This is a genomic window from Herbaspirillum sp. alder98 (assembly GCF_020179755.1).
Classification (GTDB): Bacteria; Pseudomonadota; Gammaproteobacteria; order Burkholderiales; family Burkholderiaceae_D; genus Herbaspirillum.
On record NZ_JAIUCY010000008.1, the window covers coordinates 200,050 to 216,787 of the forward strand.

The following is a 16,738-nucleotide window of genomic DNA, read 5'->3' on the forward strand; positions in this document are numbered from 1 at the left end:
GTCATCAACGTGCGTGCATTCGATCTTCGTACCCGCCTGGTCGTTGGCCAGGCCGTTTTGTTGTGCCTGATGGCGGTGATGGTCGGCTTGCTGGCCTGGCATGTGACGGACGCCGTCGTCCCGACCGGCGTCGCAGTGTCGATGCTGGTGCTTGGCCTGTTTATTGCATGGTGGAACGTGCGGCGCCTGGTGCGGCCGTTCGGTGCCATCACGTTGTATACGGCGCGCCTGGCGACCGGCGATGTCAGCCAGCGTCTGATGATCCCGGCACGGGGCGACATGGGCCAGTTGGCGCGGCACTTGGACCAGACCAGCCAGACCCTGTTCAAGGTGGTGGCCGACGTCAGGCTGGGCACGACGGCGCTGGCGGCCACCTCCGACATGATCGTGGCGGACAGCAAGGCATTGTCGGGGCGTACCGAGGCGCAGGCCAGTTCGTTGCAGCAGACCGCCGCTTCGCTGGAGCAATTGAGCGCCAATGTGCGGCATAACGCCGACAGCACCGGCCAGGCCAACCGGCTGGCCATGGATGCCGACCGCCTGGCCACGCAGGGCCAGGATGTGTCGGGCGATCTGGTGCGCATCATGGGTGAGATCCGGGGCAGCTCGGAGCAGATCAAGGAGATCGTAGGCGTGATCGATGACATTGCCTTCCAGACCAATATCCTGGCGCTCAATGCTGCAGTCGAAGCCGCGCGTGCCGGCGAGCAGGGCCGTGGTTTTGCGGTGGTGGCGGCCGAGGTGCGGGAGCTGGCGCGCCACTCCGGAGCGGCGGCGCGCCAGATCAAGGCGCTCATCGCCGACTCGGTGGACAAGGTAGAGCGCGGCAATGCGCTGGTAGGCGGCAACGGCCAGGCCATGCAGGAGATCGCGCAGGGCGTGCGGCAGGTAGCGCAACTGATCGGCCAGATCGCCGCCGCCGGCGGTCAGCAGAGCATCGGGATCGCCGAGGTCAGTGCCGCATTGACGCAGCTGGACGATGCCACCCAGCGCAATGCGGCGATGGTGCAGGAAACCACGCGCGTAGCCGACGGCCTCAAGGACCAGGCATTGTCGCTGTCGCAAGCGGTGCAGTCGTTCGTGCTCGGCGAGCGCGAATTCGGTAACGCCGACGAGGCCAGCGCGATGGTGCAGCGGGCCATCGAATTCGCCAACCGGCATGGCGTGGACGCGGCGGTGGATGAAGTGCGCAAGCTGGCCAAGGGCAGCTTCATCGATCGCGACCTGTACCTGATCGTGTATTCGTTCGACGGCAGGATCGTGGCCCACGGCGCCAATCGTCGTTTGTGGGATGCGGACTGGACCCGCATCGCCGATGCCGATGGCAAGTTCTTCAACCGGGAGATGACGCAGAAGTTGAAGTTGGCAAACTCGGGCTGGACCGATTACAGATGGGTCCATCCGCTGTCACGCAAGGTGCAGCTCAAGTCGGCCTACTTCCAGAAGCTGGACCAGCTGTTCTTTGTCTGCGGGTATTACAAACGGCAGGATTAAGCCTGCACAGGAGCGTGGCCATGAAAGGATTGACCGAAGGTGAACTGCTGCTGCGATGCGTGGAGGCCGCGCAGGATTGGCGCAAAAAACACGCGCCCAGGCAGTCGCCCAGCGTGGGCGGGCGGCTGAAATCAATGTTGACCATGCTTGGGCGTTGGTGGAAGAGCAGGAAACTGGATTAGTCCGGCGAACGTGTTGTAAAGCCGATGTCGGAAAAGGCAGACCTGGTCTGGTAAGCCTAACTCCTTTCGGTAACGAAAGCACCGGTCTTTGGCTTCGTCAAAGGTCACCGCAACGAACAGTTGATGCGGTCAACGCATCCACCTGTTCGTCCGTGCGGCTCCAGCCTGGAAAGCACTCCACTCGAATCGACGATCGACGAAGGCGCTTTTCCTGCACGATCTTCCATCCCAATCCCCCCATCTTGACGATGTCACCATCGCCGGCGCCGACTGGTCGTTTTTCCTCTGACGTTCAATCCCGGTATCGCAGCGGTTGATCACGCTCTCGGCCGGCATCTCTGGCGCATTCTGCGCCAGAAGTTCGATTTCATTTCATGTCGATCACTAGTGCCGAGCGCAGGCAGGTGATCAAATTCGCTTTGAATTTGAATTCAAAGTATGTTTTAATACTTAAAAGTAATTTGATTGAATATTAGTTTTTTTGTTTGGCGTATGTGCTGCCATCAGCAGGCTAATACAGCCTATCTCCGGTCAACATTGTGCAGAGTCGATAATTAAAAATAATGCTTACGTCCTCCCGTATTCACTTCATTCACATTGATAACGCTCCGGTCAACGGCCTGTCGCACGCGGTGCGGGCCGGGATTGTGGGCCAGCTTGATGCTGCGGAAAAAGACGAGCGCATCACGGCAATCGTCCTCGTGGGCGCGGGGAAGGTGTTTTCGGGGGGCGCCGATATGCGCGAATTCGGTACCGATGCCGAAGCCGCCGAGCCGCATCTCAATACCGTCATCGCCCGTCTTGAAGATTGCCGCAAGCCAGTGGTCGCGGTCTTGCATGGCGTCGCCATGGGGGGCGGCCTGGAGCTGGCGATGGGCTGTCACTTTCGCCTGGTCACCCCGAGCTGCAAGATCGCACTGCCTGAAGTCAAGCTTGGATTGATGCCCGGTGGCGGCGGCACCCAGCGGTTGCCGCGCCTGACCGGGCTCGACATGGCTGTGAAGGTGATCGTCTCGGGCGACGTCTTCAACGCACAGCAGTTTGCCGGCACCGCGCTTTTCGATGCAGTCATCGAGGAGGGCGACAACGCTGCCATTGAAGCCCAGGCTGCGGCCTTTGTCGCCGCGCTGAGCGAGGCGACGCCGATGCGGCGTACCCGCGATCGCGAGGTGCCGGGTGGCGACGGCGTTTCGGCATTGGCGCAAGCCAGGAGCGAGGCGCAGGCGGTGGCGCAATGGACGCCCGCGCCGCTGAAGTGCATCGAGGCCATCGCGGCCAGTCGCACCCATGCATTCACGCGCGGCCTGGAGACTGAACGCGCGCTGTTTCTCTGGCTGCTGGAAAGCCGGGCCTCCGTGGCGCTGCGCTATCAATTCTTTGCCGAGCGGGCCGTCAGCAAGATCGGCGACCTGGCGCCAGGCACCAGGACCTCGCTGCCATCGTCGATTGTGCTGATCGGTGACGGCGCGCAGATCGACTACCTGGCGTCGATGCTGGCGCGCAGCAGTATCCCGGTCGCCCGTTTTGCTTCATTCCAGCACGCGCTCGCAGCCCTCGATGACGCCGGGATGGTGGTGCTGGGTGATATGGATGATGCGGGCGAAGTGGCGCGTCTGCTGGTGATGGTCGAGCAGCGTGTGGCGGCCTCGTGCGTGCTGGTGAGCCTGTCGCATTGCGATGACCTGGACCTGCTCGCGCAACAGCTGACACGTCCGACCGATCTGGCGGGATTGTATGTGGGCGAACCGGGCGACCAGCTATCCGTGGTGGAAGTCGTTCGTGGCAGTGCCACCTCGGCCGCGACGGCGGCCATCCTGATGGCGTTTTGCAAGCATCTCGGCAAGACCGGCGTGGTCTCACCCAGTCGCCCTGGCCTGATCGGCCCGCGCTTGCTGGCCAGGCTGATGCGGCAAAAGAGGCGTCTGCAGGAGACCGGCGTGCCGGGCAGTTTGCTGGATCAGGCGCTGCGCGAATTCGGGTACCGCGAAGGCCCCTGCCTGCGCGCCGCGGCCGACGCCGACGCCGACCAGGCTTATGCCGGCCACATCCAGAAACGCCCGCCGTTGGCCGACATCGCGGCCGCCATCAATGGCGCGCTGGGTGACGAAGCGGCCGCGCTGCTGGCTGGATCTGCGCCGATCACGGCCACCGATATCGATATCGTTTTCACGCTGGGTTACGGCTTCCCGCGGCATTGCGGCGGGCCGTTGTTCTATCACCGGCAGCAATAACACCGGAGCAGGTGCTCAGTCGTGCGGCCGGTCCTGGTCGCTTCCGTTTCATGACATCAAGGAGATCTTCATGGCGCAAGCCTATATTGTTGCGGCGGTACGCACCGCCAGCGGACGCCGCAAGGGACGCCTGTCGGGCTGGCATCCGGCCGACCTGGCCGCCACCACGCTGGATGCGCTGGTCGATCGGACCGGCATGGATCCGGCATTGATCGACGACGTCATCATGGGCTGCGTCGGCCAGGCCGGCGAGCAGGCGCTCAACATCGGACGTAATGCGGTGCTGGCATCGAGGCTGCCGGAAAGCGTGCCGGGCACGACCATCGACCGCCAGTGCGGTTCGTCCCAGCAGGCGTTGCATTTTGCGGCGCAGGCGGTGATGTCGGGCACGATGGATATCGTCGTCGCCGCCGGCGTCGAGAGCATGACCCGGGTGCCGATGGGAACCGCCACCGATTTCCTGCAGCAACACGGTTTCGGCAGCTTCATGAGCCCGGGCATGCAGGCGCGCTATCCGGGCAAGCGCTTCAGTCAGTTCGACGGCGCCGAACTGGTGGCGGCCAGGTACGGGCTGCAGAAGGAAGCCATGGATCGCTTCGCGCTGGCGAGTCACCAGAAGGCGGCGAGCGCTACGCAGGCAGGACTGTTCAGCGCCGAAATCGTGCCGGTAAGGATCACGCTCGAGAACGGCGAGTCGGCCCTGCATAGTACCGATGAAGGCATCCGCTACGATGCCAGCCTGGCCTCGATAGAAAAAGTAAAACTGCTGACCGAGGGGGGCACCGCCACCGCGGCCTCGACCAGCCAGATCAGCGACGGCGCAGCAGCGCTGCTGGTAGTTAATGAGGCGGGGTTGAAGAAGCTGAACCTGGCGCCGTTGGCCCGTATCCATCATATCGGCCTGCTGGCCAACGATCCGGTGGTCATGCTCGAGACGCCGGTCCAGGCAACCCTGGCGTCGCTCGCCAAGGCCGGCATGCGCATCGACGATATCGACCTGTTTGAAGTCAATGAAGCCTTCGCGTCGATTCCGCTGGCATGGCTCAAGGGCACCGGCGCCGATCCGGCGCGCCTGAACGTCAATGGCGGTGCCATCGCGCTGGGCCATCCGCTGGGCGCCAGCGGCGCGCGCCTGATGACGACGCTGGTGCATGCGCTGCATCAGCAGAACAAGCGATATGGCCTGCAGACCATGTGCGAGCTGGGCGGCCTGGCCAATGTGACGATCGTCGAACGTCTCTGAACTCAACAACAACGGAGTCAACATGCAAATAGAAAACCAGGTATTCATCGTCACCGGCGGCGCTTCGGGCCTGGGCGCCGGCACGGCCAGGATGATCCGGCGCGCAGGCGGCAAGGTGGTGATCGCCGACCGCGACGCGCTCAAGGGCGAGGCGCTGGCAAAGGAGCTGAATCAGACATTCGTGCAGTGCGACGTATCGTCGGAGTCGGATGGCATGGCGGTAGTGGCCGCCGCTGAGGCGGTCGGCCCGGTGCGCGGCCTGATCAATTGCGCCGGCATTGCCGGACCCGAGAGAATCCTCGGCAAGAACGGACCGCACGGGTTGGAGAGCTTTCGCAAGATCGTCACCGTCAACCTCATCGGCACGTTCAACATGACGCGGCTGGCAGCCGAGGCCATGAGCCGCAATGAACCGACCGCCTCCGGAGAACGTGGCATCATCGTCAGCACCGCCTCGGTGGCCGCCTACGATGGCCAGATCGGCCAGGCCGCCTATGCCGCATCCAAGGCCGGTATTGCCGGCCTGACCTTGCCGATGGCGCGCGACCTGGCGCGCAGTGCGATTCGCTGCATGACCATCGCCCCCGGCATCTTTGCCACGCCGCTGCTGATGGAGCTGTCGGAGGAGGTGCGCCAGAGCCTGGCGGCTTCGGTGCCGTTTCCGTCGCGCCTGGGCACGGCCGAGGACTTCGCCTCGCTGGTGCAGCAGATCATCATCAACGAGATGCTCAACGGCGAAGTCATTCGTCTGGATGGCGCGATCCGGATGGCCCCTAAATAACGGCGCAAGCCGGGCCGCAGCAGGCGCGGTCCGGGGCGCTGACACGGTCGCGATGTGTTAACATAACGCGCGAGACGCCCGGCGAAAAACGAGGTGATCCCGGTACGACAGGAACGTCGATCCGGCATTGCCTCGCCGGTCTTGCACCAATTACAGGCAGCGCACAATACGGAAGCGATAGATGGCGAGAATGAAAGGGACGCGCTGGCAGGGAGAAGTCAGCTCGGTCGAAGAACAGCATCAACATAAACGGCAGATCGTGTTGCGGGAGGCTGGCCGCCAGTTCAGCGCCAACGGTTTCCATAACACGTCCCTGGACCAGATCGCCGCCGAGCTTGGCGTGACCAAGACCTCGGTCTATCACTATTTCAAGAACAAGAACGAGATCCTGCTGGCTTGTTTCGACGTCGGTTTCACGCTGACCGAGCAGGCGCTGGACGCCGCCGCCGAAGCCGGTGGCTCGGGGCTGGACCAGGTGCACCGTTTTGTATTGGTCTATTCCGAAACCATCCTGGCCGAACTGGGCGCCTGCGCCGCGTCGCTCGAACTGAAGTCGGTTCCGGCCAGTGAGCTGGAAGCCATCATCGAGCGCAAGCGGCTGTTCGACAAGCGCCTGCGCGCCATTGTCGCCGCCGGCATCGAGGACGGCAGCATTGCGCAGATTTCACCGTTGATCGCCGTCAACTGGGTGATGGCGGCCACCAACAATCTGCCGCGCTGGTTCCAGCCGGAGCGCGAATTGTCGGCCCACGATGTCGCATTGAGTTATGCCGACATGGCGCGGCGCATGTTGACCTCCGGCAAGCAGGCCTGATCGATTACGGTCAGTACCGTTGCCGGTCAGCGCCTATTCTCAGCGATCAGATTCCCCCCATGCACAGGTATTTCACGACCAGGTAGTCGTCGATGCCGTAGTGCGAGCCTTCGCGGCCCAGGCCGGACTGCTTGACGCCGCCGAAAGGCGCCACTTCATTCGAGATGGCGCCGGTATTGATTCCCACCATGCCGCTTTCCAGTGCTTCGGCGACGCGCCAGACGCGGCCGATGTCGCGCGAGTAAAAATAACTCGCCAGGCCGGACTCGGTATCGTTGGCCAGCGCCAGCACCTCGTCCTCGGTATGGAAGCGAAATAGCGGCGCCATCGGGCCGAAGGTCTCTTCCTGTGCCACCAGCATGTCGGCGGTGGCGCCGGTGATCACGGTCGGCTCGAAGAATCCATGGCCCAGCGCATGGCGCTTGCCGCCCGTGATGACCTGGCCACCCCGGGCGAGCGCATCGGCGACATGCGCCTCGACCTTGCGCACGGCTTTTTCATCGATCAACGGGCCTTGCGTCACACCGGGCTCGATTCCGTTACCCACCTTCAGGGTGGCGACCTTCGCCGCCAGCTTTCCGGCGAACCGGTCATAGACGCCGTCCTGCACATACAGGCGATTGGCGCAGACGCAGGTTTGCCCGGCGTTGCGAAACTTGGAGAGGAGGGCGCCTTCCACGGCGGCATCCAGGTCGGCATCGTCGAACACGATGAAGGGCGCATTGCCGCCCAGCTCCAGCGACAGTTTCTTGACGGTCGGGGCGCACTGCTGCATCAGCAGGCGACCGGTGGCGGTCGAGCCGGTAAATGACAATTTACGGACCAGCGCGTTGCCGGTCATCTCGGCACCGATGGCGCGGGGGTCGCCGGTGACCACGCTCAGCACCCCGCGCGGCACGCCGGCGCGTTCTGCCAGTAGCGCCAGCGCCAGCGCCGAGAAGGGCGTCGATTCGGCCGGTTTGATGACCATCGGGCAACCTGCCGCCAGCGCCGCGCCGGCCTTGCGGGTAATCATCGCCGCCGGGAAATTCCATGGCGTGATGGCCGCGCAGATTCCGATCGGTTCCTTGGTCACCACAATTCGGCTGCTGGCAGCGGGCGAGGGAATGACGTCGCCGTAGGTGCGCTTGGCCTCTTCGGCAAACCATTCGATGAACGATGCGGCGTACGCGATTTCGCCACGCGCCTCGGCCAAGGGCTTGCCCTGCTCGGTGGTCATGATCAGTGCCAGGTCGTCGGCATTGGCCAGTATCAGGTCGTGCCACTTGCGCAGCACGACGCTGCGCTCCTTGGCGGTGCGACCGCGCCATGCGCCCCAGGCCCGCTGCGCGGCAGCAATGGCGCGACCGGTTTCGGTGCCGCCCATGTGCGGCACGGTGCCGAGCAATTCGCCGTTGGCGGGGTTGTGGACATCGAAGGTCTGGCCGTTGTCGGCATCGACCCAATGGCCGTCGATGAAGGCTTGTTGGCGCAGCAGGGCGTGATCTGTCAGGGGCAGCATGGTCACTGTTGGTAAGGGGGAGCGAAAAAACGGGGAATGGCGGATGCCGTCAGGCCGGCGCAACCAGGGCTACGCCATGCGAGATGGCCAATTGCCCGCTGCGCTGCTGGACGGCAAAGGCGATGCTGCCGTCATCGGTGCGGGCATGTTCTAGGACCAGGCCCGGATCGGACCCGACCATGCCCGAGAAACGTCCGCCGAAACGCTTGATGCGGCTCGGATCGCCGTCGGCATGACTGCGGGTGATTGCCAGGCAGGCCGCAGACCAGGTCCAGGTGCCGTGCAGGATGATCTGGTCCAGGCCGGCGGCCACGGCGGCGGCGCGTTCGGTATGAATCGGACTCCAGATGCCGCTGCATTCGGTATAGAGGTGACCGGTGCCGGGCGTGACGGCAATCGGCGTATGTTCGATGGCGCCGGCATCAACGCCGGCGTGCGCACGCAGTCGTGGCGCCGCTTGTCCGCCGGGGGCGGCGACCGACAGTCCGCGATAGAGCGAGCCATACCAGCTTTCGGCCACCGGTTGTCCAGTCACCGCATCATTGGTCGCGATGTGGCAGGTGACCAGCGCGCCGCTGGGCAGCTGCGCCATGTGCACGATACTCAGCACCGACTCCAGGGTTTGCCCGGCGCGCATCGGCTGATGGAAGACACTGTCCTGAAACGCATGGATCCAGACACTCAGCAGGCGTTCGGGCACCATGCCGATGGCATGCAGATAGACCGGATCGAACAGCAGTGGCGACTCGATCGCGCAGATGAACCCGGGCGTGGCAATCAAGCCGCCAGGTTGCAGATCGTCGTAATAGACGTCGTCGACGGCGCCGATTGATGCCGCATAGGCCAGCACGCGGCGCTTGGTGACGATGGTAGTGGCGCGCACGACTGCGCGTCCCAGCATGTCGCCGCGCAGGCGGTCGATAGAAGGCATGGATGACACGGCTTATCCCCTGAGCGAATCACGCTTGACCGAAAAACCGGCGCCTTCGCGGTCCCATGCGGTCGCCTGCAGCGCCTGCGAACGCAGTACGTGCTTTTCGACCTTGGCGGTGGCGGTCTTGGGCAGTTCGGCGAGATGGTGAATGTAGCGCGGCACCATGAAGTAGGGCAGGCGGCCTTGCAGGAACGTCAATAAGGTTTCGTTGCAGATGGCGTGGCCGGGTTTGGGCACCACCACGGCCAGCACGTCTTCTTCGCCGAGGTCGCTGGGCACGCCGATGACGGCCGCTTCGAAGATGCCGGGAAACGCCAGCACTTCGGCTTCCACTTCGAACGAAGAGATGTTCTCGCCGCGACGGCGAATCGAATCCTTGACCCGGTCGACGAAGAAATAGTTGCCTTCGGCGTCGACCCGCATGACATCGCCGGTGTGAAACCAGCCGTTGCGCCAGGCGCTGGCGGTGGCTTCCGGATTCTTGTAATACCCATGCGACATGGTCCACGGCAGGTCGCTGCGCAATATCAGTTCGCCGGGGCTGCCCAGCGCAACTTCGCAGTCGTTCCTGTCGACCAGTCGCGCCTGTATGCCAGGGCGTACCTGCCCGCACGAGCCGCGCACGACCGGATTGTCTTCCGAGCGCAGCGGACAGGACACTTCGCTCATGTTGAAAACCGTATAGACATTGAAGCCGAAGCGCGCCGACATGGCCGGGGCATCGAGTTCCAGCGGCACCACCATCACCCGGCGCAGTAAATGATCGCGGTCGCTTTCCTTCTCGGGCGAACGCATCAGGAAACCCGCCATCGAACCGAGCAGGATGCAGCAGGTCGCGCCCAGCGACTTGCTGGTCTGCAGGAAGGTGTCAGTCTTGAACGGACCCATCACGGCAATCGATGCGTTGCGCGCCAGGGCGCCATAGACCACCAGCGTGGCAGCGACATGGAACAAGGGAATATTGACCAGGTAACGGTCATCGGGCCCGACGCCGTAACAGCATTCATACCCCATCGAATACAGATGATGGTAAGTCGACAGCACGCCCTTGGAGGGGCCCGTGGTGCCCGAGGTATAACAGATCGCCTGCACGTTCCATGGCTTCAGTCCGGCCACCGGCAATGCCGGATCGGGCGCGCATTCCAGCTGGTCGAGCGAACGCAGTTCCAGGCCTGCGGCCGCGAAGCGGGCGGCGTCGCTGGCCGCCTTGCCGGCTTCGGTGTAGACAATCGCGAGCTTGCTCAGGTTGCCCAGTTCCAGCAGTCGATCCGCCAGGTCGGGGTGGCACAGCATGACCCGGGCATCTGAGTTGCCGATGACATGTTCCAGCACGCCACCCTTATAGGCAGTGTTGATCGACACGCAAACGGCACCGACCGCATTGAGCGAAAACCAGGTATTGAGCGCCAGCTTGCCGTTCGGCATCCACACCAGCACCTTGTCATCCAGCCCGATGCCCGCCTGTTGCAGGCCCGCGCCCATGGCGCGCATGCGATCCAGCGCCTGCCGGTTGGTCCAGCTGCTCAGATCGTCGAAGACCACCCAGGTCTGATCGGGTTGCCGTTCTGCGCGGCGCTGCAGCATGTAAGGCAGGACACATTCGTCGTCGGCCGGAATGCGGGTCGCTTCAGCAGGAGTAATGCCATCCATTGTCTCGTCTCTCTCTATCTTCGCCGGTGTCGCCAGGACCCGGCTGCCAGTCAACGCCGATGGTTATTGTTGATGTCGTCAGCCCCTGGCCGGCAGCATACATGTACCTGACGAGGGGCTGGCGGTTCGGCGAATTGCTTATTGTTTGATATAGGAACAGCCGCCTTCCTTGAGCGACTTGTAGGCATCTGTCCCGGGCGTGGTGCTGACCAGTTTATATAAGTCCCAGGGCCCCTTCGATTCAGCCGGGGTCTTGGTCTGGAACAGGTGGACGTCACGCAGCACGCGTCCGTCTTCCCGCACCTTCACATTCTTGCCCATGGCGTCGTTGACCGGCAGCGCCCGTATTTTATCGGCAACCACTTTCGGATCGTCGGTCTTGGCCTCTGCCGTGGCCTTCAGAAAGTGCAACACGGCGCTGTAGACACCGATCTGCGTCATGGTCGGCATCTTGTTGGTTTCCTTGAAGAAGCGCGCCGACCAGGCGCGTGTCTCGGGATTCAGGTCCCAATAGAACGGGTCGGCCAGCAGCAGGCCCTGCGCGGTCTTGAGGCCGAGGGTGAAGACATCGGTCAGGTAGATCACCGGCACCGCCAGGCGCTGGCCGCCGGCGACCAGTCCGAAGTCGCGCGCTGCCTTGATGACCGTGATGGTATCGCCACCGGCGGTGGCGACGCCGACGATCTTGGCCTTCGACGCCTGCGCCTGCAAGACGAAACTGGAGGCGTCGGCGCTGTTGATGTTCATCTTGGTCGAGCCGATCACCTTGCCGCCGGCGGCCGTGACGGCAGCGGTGGTGTCGCGCTGCACTGCCTGCCCGAAGTTATAGTCGGCCGCAATGAAGAACCAGGTGTCGCCGCCATTGGCGACTACCGCCGAACCGACCGTCTTGCCCAGCGAGTAACTGTCGTAGGCCCAGTGGAATCCGGTCGGCGAACATTGGGCGCCGGTCAGGTCCGAACTGGCGGCGCTGGTCACGATGTCGATCTTGCCGGTGCTGCGCGACACCGTGCGCACCGCATTGGCCACGGCCGAATTGCCGAGCCCGGTGATCAGCTTGACGTCATCCTTCTGATACCACTCGCGCGCTCGCGATGAGGCGACATCGGCCTTGTTCAGGTGGTCCGCGCTCAGCAGTTCGATGGGGCGGCCCAGCACCTTGCCACCGAAATCATCGATGGCGAATTGCGCCGCCACTACCGAGCCGCGCCCGGTGATATCGGAATACAGGCCGGACATGTCTTCCAGCACGCCGATGCGAAACGGTTCGGCAGCATAGGCGCCGGCGGAAAACATCAGGGCGGCAGCGGTCGCAATGCGCGTCAGCATTTTGTTATTTTTCAAGCTTGTCTCCTAAGAAAAGGATGATGGGAAATCTTGATGATTTCTTGTTTTTGTTTTGCCGTAATCAACTCGCGCCGAAACCGGGAAAGGCGACTAAAACAGTCGTTTCGATCTGAATTTGAATCTATATTAACATGACAGATTTTGAAGTCAATTATTAAAAATAGACACTGATAAAATTTTTTATAAGGCCTGGAAGTCTTTTGCAGACTGGTGTTGCGCGCTATATGAAAATTTAGTTGAATATAAAGTATATCAATTACCTATTAATTCAAATATAGTAATTAATATTCAAATAGTGCGGTGGCGATGCGATTCTCACCGCACAAAAATTCCGCTTCGCAGGCATTGCGATCAACAATGGAGACATGCATGACCGCCTATGAACACGTCCTGGTAGAAAAAAACGGCCCGGTGGGAATCATTACGCTCAATCGTCCCCGTGCGCTCAATGCGCTCAATGACAAATTGATCGACGAAATGGTGCACGCTTTTGATACGCTGGAATCCGATGACGCGGTACGCTGCCTGATCCTGACCGGCGGTGACAAGGTATTCGCGGCGGGCGCCGATGTCTTCGAAATGCTGGACAAGACTTATATCGATGCCTATCGTGACAATTTTGTCGCCCAGGACTGGGAGCGCATTTCGCGCTGCCGCAAGCCGGTCATTGCGGCGGTGGCGGGCAAGGTGCTGGGTGGCGGCTGCGAGCTGGCGATGATGTGCGACTTCATCCTGGCGGCCGAGAATGCCTCTTTCGGCGTGCCGGAGATCACTGTCGGGACGATCGGCGGCATTCAGCGCCTGACGCGATTCATCGGCAAGTCGAAAGCCATGGAGATGATATTGAGCGGTTCCCAGATCGATGCGGTCACGGCCGAGCGTGCCGGCCTGGTGGTGCGTGTGGTGCCGGCGGCGGCATTGATGGATGAAGCACTGGCTTGCGCCAGGCGTATCGCCGCCATGTCGTTGCCGATCGTAATGATGGCCAAGGAGTGCGCCAATCGCGCCTATGAAAGCACGCTGGCTGAAGGGCTTAATTTCGAACGCCGGGTGTTTCATGCAACATTTGCCACCGAGGACCGTCGCGAAGGCATGCAGGCCTTTTGCGAACGCCGTGCGCCGGTGTTTCGGGATCGCTGAACTTTCGTTGAAGGAGCAATTGATGACGCAGCAAGCTACAGTCGGGCGTGACACCCCGCGCTCGGCGTTTCCGTGTTTCGTGACCCTGGCGACGCGCTGGATGGACAACGACATCTATGGTCACGTCAACAACGTGCATTACTACAGTTACTTCGATACCGCCGTGAACGGCTTCCTGGTCGAAAAGGGCGTGCTCGATATTCACCATGGCGAGATCGTGGCGTTCGTGGTGGAGACCGGTTGCACGTATTTCGGTCCGGTGGCTTTTCCCGATACCGTCTCGATTGGTTTCAGGGTGATCAAGATCGGCAACTCCAGCGTGCGGTATCAGTTGGCGTTGTATCGTAACGAGGATCCGTTGCCTGCCGCTGCGGGTCATTTCACCCATGTCTATGTAGAACGGGCCAGCGGGCGTCCCTGCCTGGTGCCGGATGCCGTACGCGAAGTGCTGGCCGGCGCCGTGGCGCCTGAAGCGCTTTAATCTTTTGTTGTCGAGGACACCATGAGCGATTTTTCATTTCAGACCGTACCCACGCTGTTGCTCGAGTATGGCGGCTGTCGCCGACTGGGCGCATTGCTGCAGCAACATTTCAGACTGACACGTGTCAGCCTGGTGACGGATGCTTTCCTGCATCGCAGCGGATTGCTCGAGCCGGCCCTGGCCAGCCTGCGCGCCCATGGCATGGAGGTCTGCATCATCGATGACGTGGTGGCCGATCCGCCGGAAGCGGTAGTGCTGGCCGCAACCGAGCGCTCGCGCGCGTTCGGCGCCGAGTTGATTGTCGGCCTGGGCGGCGGTTCGTCGATGGATGTGGCCAAGCTGATTGCGGTGCTGTCGAGTGGCCGGCAGGCGCTGGCCGACATGTATGGCGTCGACAAGGTGACGGCTGAGCGCTTGCCATTGGTGCAGATTCCGACCACCGCCGGCACCGGCTCGGAGGTGACGCCGATCTCGATTGTCACGACCGGCGAAAACACCAAGGCCGGCGTGGTCTCCGCGCGGCTCTACGCCGATCTGACGTTGCTCGATGCCGAGCTGACGCTGGGCTTGCCCGCCAGGATCACGGCGGCCACCGGCATCGACGCCATGGTGCATGCGATCGAGGCTTATACCAGCCGGGTGCGCAAAAATCCCTTGTCCGACATGCTGGCGCGCGAAGCGCTGCGCTTGTTGTCCGGCAATTTGCTGGTGGCTTGCCGCGACGGCGCCAACCGCGCGGCGCGTGAAGCCATGCTGCTGGGCGCGACCCTGGCAGGGCAGGCGTTTGCCAATGCGCCGGTGGCGGCGGTGCATGCGCTGGCCTATCCGATCGGCGGCATCTTCCATGTACCGCACGGCTTGTCCAATGCGCTGGTGCTGCCGCATGTGCTGCGCTTCAATCTTCCTGCTGCTGCCAACTTGTATGCGGAGCTGGCCGATATCATTGTCCCCGGTGCCGGCGCTGCCAGCGAAGAGGCCCGTGCCGAACGCCTGATCGCCTGGGTCGACACGGTGAGCGAGCAGACCGGCATCGAACGGTCGCTGCGTCAGGTCGGCATCGAACTGGATGACCTGCAGCGCCTGTCGGAGGGGGCGATGCTGCAGACGCGACTGCTGGTGAACAACCCGCGCGAGGTCGGCTTTGACGATGTGATGAATATTTATAGCGCGGCATGGCATCAGCCGGTGTGAATGTAGTGTGGCCTGGCCATCATCGATAAAAAAATAATGAACGACATCATTCTGGAGACACGGAACCTGACGAAGCAATTCAAGGGTTTCACGGCAGTAAGTGCGGTCGATCTGCACATTCGGCGTGGTCACATCCATGCGCTGATCGGCCCTAACGGCGCCGGCAAGACCACCTGTTTCAACCTGTTGACCAAGTTTCTGGTGCCGACCTCGGGCCAGATCCTGTTCAATGGCCGCGACATCACCGCGGACGCACCGGCGCAGATTGCGCGCCAGGGCATCATCCGCTCCTTCCAGATATCGGCGGTCTTCCCGCACATGAGCGTGCTGGAAAACGTGCGCATCGGCCTGCAGCGCAAGCTCGGCACGTCGTTTCAATTCTGGAAGAACGGCGCCAGCCTCCGGCAACTCGACGCGCGCGCCATGGCCTTGCTCGACGAGGTCGATCTCACCGGTTTCGCCCATGTCACGACGGTCGATCTGCCCTATGGCCGCAAGCGCGCCCTCGAAATCGCCACCACCCTGGCGATGGACCCCGAGCTGATGCTGCTCGACGAGCCCACCCAGGGCATGGGCCACGAAGACGTCGACCGCGTAACTGCGCTGATCAAGAAGGTGTCGACTGGCCGCACGATCCTGATGGTGGAGCACAACATGAGCGTGATCGCCGGTATCTGCGATCGCATCAGCGTGTTGCAACGCGGCGCCGTGCTGGCCGAAGGCAACTACGCCGAAGTGTCGCGCGACCCACAGGTGATGCAAGCCTATATGGGGACCGTCAATACCGAACTGGAAGGAGCGCATTGATGACTACTATTCCTGTCGATGTGCCGCCGGCCTTGCAGATCAGTGATCTGCAGTCCTGGTATGGCGAGTCGCATATCCTGCACAACGTCAACCTGAACGTGCGCCGTGGCGAAGTGGTCACGCTGCTGGGCCGCAACGGCGCCGGCCGCACCACGACGCTGCGTTCAATCATGGGCCTGGTCGGGACCCGCAAGGGCTCGATCAGGATCGACGGGCGCGAGACCATTCACCTGGCCACCCACAGAATCGCGCACTTCGGCGTTGGCTATTGCCCGGAAGAGCGGGGCATCTTTTCGTCGCTGTCGGCAGAAGAAAACCTGTTGCTGCCGCCGTTCGTGTCCCGCACCGACCAGGGCATGTCGATCGACGAGATCTACGCCATGTTCCCCAACCTGAAGGAGCGCCGCAACAGCCAGGGAACACGCCTCTCTGGGGGCGAGCAGCAGATGCTGGCGGTGGCGCGCATCCTGCGCACCGGCGCCCGCCTGCTGTTGCTCGACGAGATATCGGAAGGGTTGGCGCCGGTCATCGTGCAGGCACTGGCGCGCATGATCCTGGCGCTCAAGGCGCGCGGCTACACCATCATCATGGTCGAGCAGAACTTCCGCTTTGCCGCGCCGCTGGCCGATCGTTTCTATGTGATGGAACACGGGCAGATCGTGGAATCGTTCGAGGCCGCGCAACTGGACGCGAAGATGGCGACGCTCAACGAGTTGCTCGGCGTCTGATCAAGGAAAAGAGTCATGACGGAAATTTTCGGAATCCCCCTGCAAGCCTTGCTCAGCCAGCTACTGCTGGGACTGGTCAACGGCTCTTTCTATGCCATGTTGTCGCTGGGCCTGGCGGTGATCTTCGGCCTGCTCAACGTGATCAATTTCGCGCACGGCACGCTGTACATGATGGGCGCCTTCCTGGCCTGGATGGGCCTGTCCTACTTCGAGC

Annotated in this window: 16 protein-coding genes; 12 read left to right on the forward strand and 4 right to left on the reverse strand. The window is 62.4% G+C overall.

Features of this window, described 5'->3' with window-relative positions:
* Nucleotides 1-9 precede the first annotated feature (9 nt).
* The 6 genes from LBW87_RS18230 (at nucleotide 10) to LBW87_RS18255 (ending at nucleotide 6,745) form a co-directional block, all read left to right on the forward strand.
* Nucleotides 10-1,494: a methyl-accepting chemotaxis protein gene (locus tag LBW87_RS18230; RefSeq protein WP_225202884.1), complete on the forward strand. Its 1,485-nt coding sequence runs from the start codon at nucleotides 10-12 to the stop codon at nucleotides 1,492-1,494.
* Nucleotides 1,495-1,514: 20 nt separating this feature from the next.
* Nucleotides 1,515-1,676 carry a hypothetical protein gene (locus tag LBW87_RS18235; RefSeq protein WP_225202885.1) on the forward strand — a complete coding sequence of 54 codons (162 nt, stop codon included), beginning with the start codon at nucleotides 1,515-1,517 and terminating at the stop codon, nucleotides 1,674-1,676.
* Nucleotides 1,677-2,239: 563 nt separating this feature from the next.
* On the forward strand, nucleotides 2,240-3,907 hold the full coding sequence (locus LBW87_RS18240; protein WP_225202886.1) for an enoyl-CoA hydratase/isomerase family protein: 1,668 nt from the start codon (nucleotides 2,240-2,242) through the stop codon (nucleotides 3,905-3,907).
* A gap of 70 nt (nucleotides 3,908-3,977) precedes the next feature.
* Entirely contained in the window at nucleotides 3,978-5,150 is a 1,173-nt protein-coding gene (locus tag LBW87_RS18245) for an acetyl-CoA C-acetyltransferase (RefSeq protein WP_225202887.1), read from the forward strand.
* Nucleotides 5,151-5,172: 22 nt separating this feature from the next.
* Nucleotides 5,173-5,931 carry an SDR family NAD(P)-dependent oxidoreductase gene (locus LBW87_RS18250; RefSeq protein ID WP_225202888.1) on the forward strand — a complete coding sequence of 253 codons (759 nt, stop codon included), beginning with the start codon at nucleotides 5,173-5,175 and terminating at the stop codon, nucleotides 5,929-5,931.
* A gap of 181 nt (nucleotides 5,932-6,112) precedes the next feature.
* Complete coding sequence (locus tag LBW87_RS18255) at nucleotides 6,113-6,745, forward strand: TetR/AcrR family transcriptional regulator (RefSeq protein ID WP_225202889.1); 633 nt, start codon at nucleotides 6,113-6,115, stop codon at nucleotides 6,743-6,745.
* 46 nt (nucleotides 6,746-6,791) lie between these two features.
* Here the strand turns inward: LBW87_RS18255 and LBW87_RS18260 are convergent, their stop codons facing one another.
* From LBW87_RS18260 to LBW87_RS18275, 4 genes are all read right to left on the reverse strand, one after another.
* Nucleotides 6,792-8,246, reverse strand: a complete 1,455-nt coding sequence (locus LBW87_RS18260; RefSeq protein WP_225202890.1) for an NAD-dependent succinate-semialdehyde dehydrogenase — start codon at nucleotides 8,244-8,246, stop codon at nucleotides 6,792-6,794.
* Between the two features lie 49 nt (nucleotides 8,247-8,295).
* Complete coding sequence (locus tag LBW87_RS18265) at nucleotides 8,296-9,177, reverse strand: MaoC/PaaZ C-terminal domain-containing protein (RefSeq protein ID WP_225202891.1); 882 nt, start codon at nucleotides 9,175-9,177, stop codon at nucleotides 8,296-8,298.
* A gap of 12 nt (nucleotides 9,178-9,189) precedes the next feature.
* Nucleotides 9,190-10,830, reverse strand: coding sequence for an AMP-binding protein (locus LBW87_RS18270; protein WP_225202892.1), 1,641 nt, complete (start codon nucleotides 10,828-10,830; stop codon nucleotides 9,190-9,192).
* 138 nt (nucleotides 10,831-10,968) lie between these two features.
* Nucleotides 10,969-12,174: an ABC transporter substrate-binding protein gene (locus LBW87_RS18275; RefSeq protein ID WP_225202893.1), complete on the reverse strand. Its 1,206-nt coding sequence runs from the start codon at nucleotides 12,172-12,174 to the stop codon at nucleotides 10,969-10,971.
* A gap of 372 nt (nucleotides 12,175-12,546) precedes the next feature.
* On the opposite strand from LBW87_RS18275, the gene LBW87_RS18280 reads away from it, so the two are divergent.
* From LBW87_RS18280 to LBW87_RS18305, 6 genes are all read left to right on the forward strand, one after another.
* A complete protein-coding gene (locus tag LBW87_RS18280; RefSeq protein WP_225202894.1) occupies nucleotides 12,547-13,317 on the forward strand; it encodes an enoyl-CoA hydratase-related protein in 771 nt (256 codons plus the stop codon).
* A gap of 22 nt (nucleotides 13,318-13,339) precedes the next feature.
* Nucleotides 13,340-13,798, forward strand: a complete 459-nt coding sequence (locus LBW87_RS18285; RefSeq protein WP_225202895.1) for an acyl-CoA thioesterase — start codon at nucleotides 13,340-13,342, stop codon at nucleotides 13,796-13,798.
* Between the two features lie 21 nt (nucleotides 13,799-13,819).
* On the forward strand, nucleotides 13,820-14,989 hold the full coding sequence (locus LBW87_RS18290; protein WP_225202896.1) for an iron-containing alcohol dehydrogenase: 1,170 nt from the start codon (nucleotides 13,820-13,822) through the stop codon (nucleotides 14,987-14,989).
* 36 nt (nucleotides 14,990-15,025) lie between these two features.
* Nucleotides 15,026-15,796 (forward strand): ABC transporter ATP-binding protein, encoded by a 771-nt coding sequence (locus LBW87_RS18295; RefSeq protein ID WP_225202897.1) that lies wholly within the window; start codon nucleotides 15,026-15,028, stop codon nucleotides 15,794-15,796.
* A complete protein-coding gene (locus LBW87_RS18300) occupies nucleotides 15,796-16,524 on the forward strand; it encodes an ABC transporter ATP-binding protein (RefSeq protein WP_225202898.1) in 729 nt (242 codons plus the stop codon). The genes LBW87_RS18295 and LBW87_RS18300 overlap by 1 nt, the downstream gene beginning before the upstream one ends.
* 15 nt (nucleotides 16,525-16,539) lie before the next feature.
* On the forward strand, nucleotides 16,540-16,738 hold a 199-nt coding region (locus tag LBW87_RS18305), incomplete at its 3' end, for an ABC transporter permease subunit (RefSeq protein ID WP_413927660.1).